The sequence below is a fragment of the Candidatus Cloacimonadota bacterium genome (assembly GCA_034722995.1).
Taxonomy (GTDB): Bacteria; Cloacimonadota; Cloacimonadia; order JGIOTU-2; family JGIOTU-2; genus JAGMCF01.
In genome coordinates this window covers 1-10321 of record JAYEOL010000003.1, presented here as the reverse complement: position 1 = coordinate 10321, position 10321 = coordinate 1, and the positions used below count along the sequence as shown (strand labels likewise).

The following is a 10321-nucleotide window of genomic DNA, read 5'->3' as shown; positions in this document are numbered from 1 at the left end:
AAACATACTACTTATTCTATTACACCCTCTAAAGACTGAATTGTTTATTTTTTTTGTAATTAGTTCTCTATTCAGCCTATTAAGATTAAATTATTAAAGATGAGAGAAATTTCTATAAGAAAACCTAACTGGTTAAAAGCCAGAAGACTTGGTTCTGCAAAAACTGCTTATATCTCCAGAATAATGGCTGAAAATAATCTTTATACTGTTTGTGAGAGCGCTAAATGTCCTAATAGAGGCGAATGCTTTGAAAAAGGGAGAGCAGTATTTTTAATCTTAGGAAATGTTTGTACACGGAATTGTAGATTTTGTGCAATAAAGACAGGAAAAAATTTACTCCTACCTGACTCTGAGGAGCCTAAAAGAGTTGCTGAAATGTCAAAAAAACTTGGTCTAAAACATGTTATCATTACTTCAGTTACTCGCGATGATTTACCAGATGGAGGTGCAGCGCATTTTGTAAATACTATTAGAGAAATTAGAAATTCTTTAGGAAAGGATGTTCTGATTGAAGTACTAACACCAGATTTTTCAGGTGAAAAATCCTCTGTAGATTTAATCATTAAAGAAAAGCCAACAGTATTTAATCATAATCTTGAAACAATCAAAAGACTTTATTCTCATATTCGACCTCAAGCAGACTATGATAGGTCTCTGTCTATACTTCGTTATGTTAAAGAGCAAAATCCAGAAATCCTTACTAAAACAGGCATTATGGTAGGATTAGGAGAGAAAATTTATGAAGTTTTGGATTTGATTTCTGAAGCTAGAAATAATTTTGTTGACATTATTACCATTGGGCAGTATTTACAGCCTGACAAAAGTAATTGTCCAGTTAAGGATTTTATTCATCCTGAAGTATTTGATTTTTATAAGTCAGAAGCCAAAAAAATGGGTTTTATGCATGTAGAATCAGGTCCATTAATAAGAAGTTCGTATTATACAAGAAGTTTGGATGAGATAATAAAAGGCTTAAGAAGTTACCTTAGCAGTTACCAAAAACAAAGAAAGGTAGGTTAAAATGCAAATCACAATTACAGCACGACACTTTGAATTAACAACACCTGTGAAGGAATATACCGAAAAAGCAATAAGGGGTTTAAAAAAATATTTTGACCAGATAATAATTGCAGATATGATATTGAGAGTTGAAAAAAACAGGGATATAGCAGAACTACATATTCAAGTAAAGAAGTTAAATCTGATTTGTAAAGCAAGAGAAAAAGATATGTATGCTGCGATTGATAGTGCAGTAAAAAAGATGGAAAGACAAATAAAACGTTATGTTGGAAAGTTGCAAAGGCATCATTCTAATAAAGGTATTAGCACGAAAAATGCTTTTCAAGAAAAAATTAAGCAATCATATAATACTTCGCATACAAAAATTATTCCTGTTGAATTAGATGAAGGTCAAGCAATTAAAGAATTACAAAATAGTAGTAAAGATTATCTAATTTTTAAAAATATTGAAAATAATAAATTGGTTATCTTAAAGAAAATAAATGATAATTACGAATTTGCTGAAATACAATAATTGAGGTAAGTATGAAAGATTTAACAATTGAAATGATTTTTGGTTTAAAAAAGAGTGATTTTGCTTTAAATATACTTTCCAAAAATGAAAGCCTAAAGAAAAAGGTTTCTACTCCTGAATTAAATAGGCCTGGCTTAGCCCTTGCCGGGTATGTTGATATTTTTGCATATGATAGAATTCAGATATTAGGGGAGACTGAAATAAAATATCTAAAATCTTTGACTCCTTCTAAAAGATATGATGCAATAAAAAGTGTTTTTACACAGTTTGATATTCCCTGTATAATTATAGCAAAGGGTCTGTATCCCACAAAGGAATTAGTTTTCCTCGCTGATGAAAATAATATTCCAGTTTTGCAGTCAAGGTTATCAACGGCTATATTATATCACAAATTGACAAGTTTTTTACAGGATTGGTTCGCACCCTCAAAATCTATCCATGGCACATTAGTAAGTGTCTTTGGGGTTGGCATTTTAATAACTGGTCAAAGTGGTATTGGGAAAAGCGAATGCGTACTTGACCTTGTTTCTCGTGGGCATAGACTTGTATCTGATGATGTAATTAATATAAAAAGAAAAGAAGGCATAATAATTGGAGAGGCGAATAGAAAACTTGGACATTTTATGGAAATCCGAGGTATTGGTCTTTTAGACATTGAGGCAATGTTTGGTATTCAAGCAATTCGTATGCAGAAAAGGATTGAAACACAGGTAGAACTAATTCCCTGGCGGCACAATATGGATTATGAAAGAATTGGCTTAAAAGAACGATTTAATAGGCTTCTTGATGTTGCAATACCAATTATTTACCTGCCAGTTTCACCAGGTAAAAGAATAGCTGTAATTATTGAGGTCATTGCAATGAATCACATGCTAAAAGTGTATGGATATAATGCAGCTGAAGTTTTTAATAAAAGAATTAAAGAAGAAATAGAGAGAAGAAGTAAAACAAGAGACTATCTGGAAATGGATATTGAATAAAGTGAACCTTGCCACAGATTCACATCGTGAAATAATAACTTATTTTAAATGTTGAAAAATATGTAAACAAAATATTTCACCGGGGTAAACACCGAGTTTCACCGTCGCCAGTCCTCCCGATTTATCAGGAGCCAAGACTGGCCGAGACCGATCGGTGACCTCAGCTTGCCCAGTAAGGAGGAACGACTGTATCGGGGTGGTTAATTTAAGAAAATGATTTCAAAAGAGGTAATTCTAATGAATAAATTAGGAATACATGTTAGACCCGCATCTCTTATTGCTAAAACTTCCTCTAACTATAGGTCTAAATTCCTAATACGAAAAGATAGTATGGAAGTAAACGGTAAAAGTGTTATGGGAATAATGATGCTGGCTGCTGGACACATGGCAAAGTTAGAACTTATCATTGATGGTGTGGATGAGAGAGAATTAATGGATGAAATAGTTAGCCTTTTTGAAAATAAATTTGGAGAAGATTAATGAAAATTTTAAAAGGATGTCCGATTGCGTCAGGTTTATCTGCTGGAAAAGTTGCGATTATTAAAAAAACCACTTATCATGTATCTACAGAAAAAATTGATAGTATTTCTGTAGAAAATCATATAGATAGGTTTTACAAAGCTCTGGATAAATCAATAGTAGAATTAGAATTCTTTTCATCACTTTTAGAATCAGGTGCAAAAGAAGAGCGCGCAATATTGTTATCTCATCAAGAGATGCTCAAAGATAAGGTCTTCGCTGATGAAACCATATCAAAAATTAAAGATGAACTAATGTCAGCTGAATATGCTGTTCATTCCTATTTTGAGAAATTAATAAATCATTTATCTAATATAGATGATGACTTTTTAGCACAAAGAAAAGAAGATTTACAAGACATAAGAACTCGCATAATACATAATCTATACGATGGTTCTGATGAACTTTATCAACTTATTCCTAACAATAAAATAATAGTAATTGAAGAAATTACGCCATCTTTTGTTTTTCATGTAAGGAACAGAAATATTTTAGGAATTATAGCTGAAAAAGGAGCTCCCAAATCCCACTCAGCAATAATTGCCAAATCCATTGGTGTCCCTGTTATTTTTGATATAAAGGATGCATTACATCAGATTCATAATGATGATTTTATCATTATTGATGGGACTTTAGGCACTATAGTATTAGAGCCTGATGCCAAACAGATTGCGGACTTTAAAAAACAAAAGGAAAGAGAAAGAAAAGCCGCAGCTGAAAGAGTGAAATTAAGCAAACTCCCAGCAATAACAAAAGATCAATATAGAATACAATTAATGGGTAACATTGAATTCCCGGAGGAAGCTAAAAAGTCTGAGTTTCAATATGCTGATGGAATTGGTCTCTTTAGAACTGAGTTTCTCTATTTTTCCCAAAATACCTTTCCCCCTGCAAAAAAACAGTTTGAAATCTATCGTGATTTGGCATCCTCTCTACCTGAAAATAGACCTATATATATTCGCACATTTGATGTCGGCGGTGATAAGTTAAGTAAGGAGTTTGGACTTAATAGAGAATCAAATCCATATCTTGGATGTAGAGGTATCAGGTTCTCGCTAAGGTTTCCAAAGATTTTCAGAGAACAGATAAAAGGAATTTTACAGGCAAGTGTATATGGTAATCTTAAAATTATGCTTCCAATGGTCAGTACAATGGATGAGGTTATAAAAGCCAAAAAATTAGTTAATGATGTGAAAAAATTACTTGGAAAAGATAATATCTCTTTTAATAAAAATATTGAAATAGGTATTATGGTTGAAGTTCCTTCTGCTGCTTTACTTGCTAAAAACCTGGCAGAAATTACAGATTTCTTTAGTATTGGAACCAATGATTTAACACAGTATATTTTAGCGGCTGACCGTGATAATGAGACATTATCTGAAGAGTTTAATTACTTTCATCCTGCTGTGTTGCAACTTATTGAGATGACCATAAATGCTGCAAATAAAGCCGGAATTGATGTTAGCCTTTGTGGAGAGATGGCTGGAGACCCAATAGCTGTACCATTGTTATTAGGTATGGGATTGAAAATTTTTAGTGTTAATTCTGACAATTTTTTAACAACTAAAAAACAAATACGAAATTATGATTTAAAGGATTTACAGAATAAATATAATAAAATGAAATTTAAGTCGCGTGAGGAAATTGAAAAGTTCTATAAATCTTTAATTAAGGATAAGGGAGATTGATTTAACTTGCTAAAGTTACATTTGATTTTAAACCTTTAAAAAATAATTGGATATTAAAAAAGAGAAAAGGAGTAAAATGTCATTAATCAGTTTAGATTATTCCGGTAATTACAACAGATTGGATACTGAAAAGATGTATGAACAAATCGTCTCATTACCGAATCAGATAGAGGAGACATACTTTAACCAGGAACCACATGAATTGGTTCGGTTTTATATTAATATTAAAAAGGTCTTCATTTGTGGAATGGGTGGTTCTGCTATTGCAGGAGATATAGCTAAAAGTCTTTTTGAAGATAAGATACCCATTTATGTTATTAAAGATTACAATTTGCCAAATTATATTGATAATTCCACTTTAGGAATCGTATGCAGTTATTCAGGTAATACTGAAGAGACAGTAGCCTGTTTTAAAACCTTAAAACATAAAGGAGCTCAAATTGCTATGATTACTTCTGGTGGCATCTTGAAGCATTTTTCCAGGGAAGGTTATTTAATAAAGTTAATTCCAGGTGGATTTCAGCCAAGAGCTGCTCTTGGTTATCTGTTCTTTTCAATTGTAAAAGTATTAGAGGAACTTAAACTTATCTCAAACCCGCAAATAAATGTAAAACTTACCCTTTTAAATCTTAAAAATAAATTGAAACTCATTTCAAAGGATATCAAGGTTGAAACTAATATTGCAAAACAAATAGCATCAAAGATATATAAAAAGATACCTGTAATTTATAGCAGTAATCCAAAATTATATCCACTTGCATATAGGTTCAAATGCCAGTTTAATGAAAACTCAAAAAACCACGCATTTAGCAATACATTCTCTGAAATGAATCATAACGAAATTGAAGGATGGGAATCAAAAAATCCAAACTTAATTCCGATTTTCATCAGAGACTTTAAAGAGGAAGATAAATATTTAAATCGGCTACAGGCTTTTCAAAATGTTTTCAAGAATGAAAATATTGAATTTTTAGAGATTTATACTGATGGGAAAACATTGATGGGTAGGATGTTCTCTACAATTCTATTTTGTGATATGATTAGTTATTATCTGGCAATTTTAAATAAGGTTAATCCATCAGCAATTAATTACATTGATTATCTAAAAAAGTCTATTTAATGAATGAAAATATTTAGGGGATGGAATAAAATTCATATCGTTGCACCGATCGTGCTATGGCGCCCAGACAAGTAGATATTAAATATTTCGTCAAGTTTATTATTTGGCGGGAAGTATGAAGAATAACTTTTCAACTTCTAAAGGATTAGAAAATAACAAGAATCTACCAGCAGGGTGAAGGGATAAAATTTGAAAGATTTGAAATCTTTACGAATTTTTAATTTTTACTAATCTTTATAAATTTTTATAAATCTTTACGAATTTTTAAATATTTCTAAAATGAAAACCATCGCAGTCGCAACTCTGGGTTGTAAAACAAACCAATACGAAACTGAAGCAGTTTTAAATCAATTTATTAAGTCTGGATACAAGCTTGTTGATTTTTCTCAATCTGCAGACATCTATTTAATAAATACTTGCTGTGTTACAAACAGAGCTGAATATAAATCCCGCTATCTTATTAGAAAAGCTATTGCACAGAAAAAATCTGACACTAAAATTGTTGTGGCTGGCTGTTATGTTGAAAATGAACCTGATTTCTTCCCACAGCTTGATTCCAATATTCTAACCTTTATAAATAATGAAAAAGGTCAAATATTTGATTGTATAGTAAATAACAGCCTTAAAGATGAAAGCCGAAATCTGTCCGATGAGTTTGTAGAACTAAACACAGATAAATTTTATTTTCATACTCGTGTGCCGATTAAGGTGCAAGATGGATGTGATTTTTTTTGCTCATATTGCATTTTACCTTATGTAAGGGGAAAACCGAGAAGTAGAAAACCAGAAAATGTTATCACACAGGTTAAAAAATTAGTAAAAAATGGTGTAAAAGAAATTGTATTAACAGGCATAAATCTTGGGCTTTATGGTCGGGAATTTAACGAATATTCTCTCATTGATTTGATAGAAGATTTAAGTTCTAAAACTGATATTCAAAGAATTAGATTGAGCTCTATTGAGCCAATGTTCTTTAGTGATAGGTTGATAAAATATATTGCAAATAATGAGAAAATCTGTCATCATTTTCATATTCCGCTTCAAAGTGGTTCTGATATAATTTTACAAAAAATGAACCGCTTATATACTACAGATGATTTTCAGAAAATTATTTATAATATAAAGCATGAAATCACTGATTCTGCGATAGGATGTGATGTCATAGTCGGATTTAATGGTGAAACTGATGAAGAGTTTGAAAAAACATATTCATTTATTGATAGGTTAGATATTACTTATTTGCATATTTTCAGATATTCACCCCGTGAAATAAAATCAGAGATTTTAATGCAAAGCATTATTTCACAGGGTGAACCTCGTCCAAATACTTCATCTGCAAAGATGAAATGGAAATCTGATGGAATAAAAAATCGACAACGAATGCACAGACTTATAAAATTAAGTCATAAAAAGAAAATGAAGTATTGCAATTTTCTTATTGATAATCAAATTCCTTTAAAAGCTGTATTAGAAACTAATAAAGATTGCTATTGGACCGCAGTTTCAGACCACTATGTCAGAATTTATTTAAAAGATAAAAATGCTAAAAAAGGCGAATTGAAGAATTTAGTTGCCAGAAAAAATTGTCAAAAAAATAATGGTGTTTTAGTGGGAAAATATAACTTAGCGAGAAAAACATAAGAAATGATAAAAAAATATAAAGGAAGACAAGAAACTAAATTAGGAATTTTAGGATTTGTTGATTTGTTGATTTGTTGATCTAAAATTTCCAAATTTCCAAATCTCTAAATCTCCAAATAACAATTATGAATAGAGAAGTATTAAAGGAAAGAACAAAACAATTTGCATTGCGGATTATAAAAGTTGTGGAAGCCTTGCCCCAAACCCTTACAGGACGGGCAATTGGTAATCAATTAATTCGCTCCGGTACTTCCGTTGGCGCCAACTACCGCTCTGCGTGCCGAGGAAGATCTAAAGCAGAGTTTAATTCTAAATTGCATATTGTATTGGAAGAAGCTGATGAAAGTTTATTTTGGTTGGAACTGATTATAGAAACAGAACTTTTACCGAAAAATAAAATTCAATCATTATTAAAGGAAGCAACTGAACTTACTGCAATATTTGCAAAGTCCTATCAAACAGCAAAGAGAAATAAATGATGAAATCACCAAATCACCAAATCACCAAATCTCCAAATCTCCAAATCTCCAAATCACCAAATGCCGTTTTAGTTAAAAAAATAATTTTCTAAAAGGTTAAAACAGATGGGAAACGAATATAAAGGAAAGCAGATGTTAAATCCATATATGTAGTTTTTGCCTATACGGAGGTATAGAAGATGTCAAGCAGATTGATAAAAATATTTAAGGATGAAAAACTTATAAAAAGAATTAAAACACACTTACCATATTTATTTCAGCTTGCAGAATTAGAAAGTTCAAGAGCTGGGAAGATTGGGATGGAAGTTGGGTCTCTTCGTGAGAAAATAATTGTTGCTTTGCTTATATATAAATTCAAAGAAACAAATGTAGAAACTGAAATTCCTATTACTGAACCTGAGGTAGATGTAAGATTATTTGGTGAGCCTATATCCATCAAAACAATCACAGGTAAAAGTTTTAGTGGAGTTAAACTTATATGGACGGTTGATGCACAAAAAGCAAAAGAATTTAGAGAAACTTATTATCCTCATTGTGATATTTTGCTTATACAAATTAATTGGAATAATACAGGAGGATTTTATTACATACCACTGGAAGCCCAAAAAGGACTTTTTGATAGAATAGGTAAAGAAAGATATATTAAACTTCCTAAACAGGGGACAAATCCAAGAGGTGTGGAAATAACCAGGGAGGCACTATCAAGTTTAGTTGAAGATGCATTATCCCAAACTATTAAAATACATTGGCAAAGAACAAAAATAGATTACAACCCTTACAAAAGGTGGGTGGATTACTGGAGGGAAGATTGAAATGAAAACCAACCAAAGAAAGAAAGGAACTCAAACGAGTTCTTTCGGCTCTCCCGGGAGAATAAACCATGATTCTACAGCCTTTTATACAAGCAAACTATACCAAGGATTGCCCAAGGAGCAGAAAGTTAAGTATGTAGAAAATCCTATCCCTGAACAATTTTTAGATAAAATTTTCTGTAAGTCTTCTGAAATGATGGAAGAGCTGCCAGATAATAGCGTTCATTTAATGGTGACCTCCCCACCTTATAATGTAGGAAAAGAATATGATGAGGATTTTACACTTGAGGAATATTTGGGATTTTTGAAAAGGATTTGGAAAGAAGTTTATAGAGTACTTGTTCCTGGAGGTAGAGCATGTATTAATATTGCAAATTTAGGGAGGAAACCATATATTCCACTGCATACTTTCATTGTGAGAGATATGCTTGATTTGGGATTCTTGATGAGAGGAGAAATTATATGGAACAAAGCTTCAAGTTCTAGTCCTTCCACAGCCTGGGGAAGTTGGCTGTCTGCGACAAATCCAACTTTACGAGATATTCACGAATATATATTGGTTTTTTCTAAAGGCACATTCGGTAGGAAGAATAATAACAAGAGAAAAAACACCATCTCCAAAGAAGAGTTTCTTGAATTTACCAAAAGTGTCTGGACATTTCCAGCAGAACCAGCGCGTAAGATTGGGCATCCAGCTCCTTTCCCCGTAGAACTTCCATATAGGTTGATTCAACTTTATACTTTTGAAAGAGAGATTGTTTTAGACCCTTTTATGGGAAGCGGTCAGTCCGCGATAGCAGCAATTAAAGCAAAACGGCATTATATTGGATATGATATAAATAAAGAGTATATAAAATTAGCAGAAAGACGCATTAGAAAATTTCTAATAGACTCTAAATCTCCAAAATTGTTTGATTTCAAAAATGATTAAAATAAACCATGAAACAATAAAAGTTCCGCATAAAATCTGGCAATGGATATGGGATAATTTAGAAGAAATTTCAGATGAAGTTGGTATAGAGGAAAATGGAAAATACTTATTGGCTTATGAAGGCTGGGGTGGGTGTTGCGTAAGCAAGGTATATGATCCGACAAAATCCAGTGAAGAAAACGAAGATGCTTATTATAGATTTGCAGAGGAACAAAGTAGCGAAGTGATAGATGAATTGGTAGGAATTTATAAAGAGCATTATTTTTTAATTGACTCGGGACATGAAACCATAGGTCTTTATGGTGTTACTTGGGCTTTATTTAAAAAGTATTCAGGAGATTTTGGAACTACTATTTTAGCTGAAGGTAAGGTTTAATAAGATTTAAAGATTGATTTGTAAAAATAATATAAATATTATCCAAAAATATTTTAAGAATAGGTGAAATTATGAAAAAGTTTATAATAATTATTTTTATCTTGCTTATCGCTATTCCATTAAATGCTTTAGAATTCGGTAAGAATAAAGTCAAATATGAAGATATTAATTGGTCAGTAATGGAGACCACTCATTTTGATATTTATTTTGAAAAGAATTTAGATTTCATTGGAAAGACAAC

At 31.6% G+C, this 10321-nt stretch carries 11 protein-coding genes; all 11 read left to right on the top strand.

The window, feature by feature from the left end; all coding sequences use genetic code 11:
* Nucleotides 1–99: 99 nt before the first annotated feature.
* The 11 genes from lipA to U9R23_00290 all read left to right on the top strand — a co-directional run bounded on the left by lipA (nucleotide 100) and on the right by U9R23_00290 (nucleotide 10080).
* Nucleotides 100–1020 (top strand): lipoyl synthase, encoded by a 921-nt coding sequence (lipA, locus tag U9R23_00340; GenBank protein MEA3474889.1) that lies wholly within the window; start codon nucleotides 100–102, stop codon nucleotides 1018–1020.
* A gap of 1 nt (nucleotide 1021) precedes the next feature.
* The gene (gene raiA / locus U9R23_00335) at nucleotides 1022–1534 is read left to right on the top strand and encodes a ribosome-associated translation inhibitor RaiA (GenBank protein MEA3474888.1); all 513 of its coding nucleotides are present in this window, start codon (nucleotides 1022–1024) and stop codon (nucleotides 1532–1534) included.
* A gap of 11 nt (nucleotides 1535–1545) precedes the next feature.
* Nucleotides 1546–2514, top strand: a complete 969-nt coding sequence (gene hprK / locus U9R23_00330; GenBank protein ID MEA3474887.1) for an HPr(Ser) kinase/phosphatase — start codon at nucleotides 1546–1548, stop codon at nucleotides 2512–2514.
* 213 nt (nucleotides 2515–2727) lie between these two features.
* Nucleotides 2728–2994 carry an HPr family phosphocarrier protein gene (locus U9R23_00325; GenBank protein ID MEA3474886.1) on the top strand — a complete coding sequence of 89 codons (267 nt, stop codon included), beginning with the start codon at nucleotides 2728–2730 and terminating at the stop codon, nucleotides 2992–2994.
* Nucleotides 2994–4721, top strand: a complete 1728-nt coding sequence (ptsP, locus tag U9R23_00320) for a phosphoenolpyruvate--protein phosphotransferase (GenBank protein MEA3474885.1) — start codon at nucleotides 2994–2996, stop codon at nucleotides 4719–4721. The genes U9R23_00325 and ptsP overlap by 1 nt, the downstream gene beginning before the upstream one ends.
* Nucleotides 4722–4797: 76 nt before the next feature.
* A complete protein-coding gene (locus tag U9R23_00315; GenBank protein MEA3474884.1) occupies nucleotides 4798–5841 on the top strand; it encodes a bifunctional phosphoglucose/phosphomannose isomerase in 1044 nt (347 codons plus the stop codon).
* A 279-nt stretch (nucleotides 5842–6120) separates the two neighbouring features.
* Nucleotides 6121–7482: a tRNA (N(6)-L-threonylcarbamoyladenosine(37)-C(2))-methylthiotransferase MtaB gene (gene mtaB, locus U9R23_00310; protein ID MEA3474883.1), complete on the top strand. Its 1362-nt coding sequence runs from the start codon at nucleotides 6121–6123 to the stop codon at nucleotides 7480–7482.
* A 125-nt stretch (nucleotides 7483–7607) separates the two neighbouring features.
* Complete coding sequence (locus tag U9R23_00305; protein ID MEA3474882.1) at nucleotides 7608–7961, top strand: four helix bundle protein; 354 nt, start codon at nucleotides 7608–7610, stop codon at nucleotides 7959–7961.
* A gap of 179 nt (nucleotides 7962–8140) precedes the next feature.
* Nucleotides 8141–8773, top strand: coding sequence for a ThaI family type II restriction endonuclease (locus U9R23_00300; protein ID MEA3474881.1), 633 nt, complete (start codon nucleotides 8141–8143; stop codon nucleotides 8771–8773).
* Nucleotide 8774: 1 nt separating this feature from the next.
* Nucleotides 8775–9704: a site-specific DNA-methyltransferase gene (locus U9R23_00295; GenBank protein ID MEA3474880.1), complete on the top strand. Its 930-nt coding sequence runs from the start codon at nucleotides 8775–8777 to the stop codon at nucleotides 9702–9704.
* Nucleotides 9697–10080, top strand: a complete 384-nt coding sequence (locus U9R23_00290) for a hypothetical protein (GenBank protein ID MEA3474879.1) — start codon at nucleotides 9697–9699, stop codon at nucleotides 10078–10080. The genes U9R23_00295 and U9R23_00290 overlap by 8 nt, the downstream gene beginning before the upstream one ends.
* The last annotated feature ends 241 nt before the right edge of the window (nucleotides 10081–10321 follow it).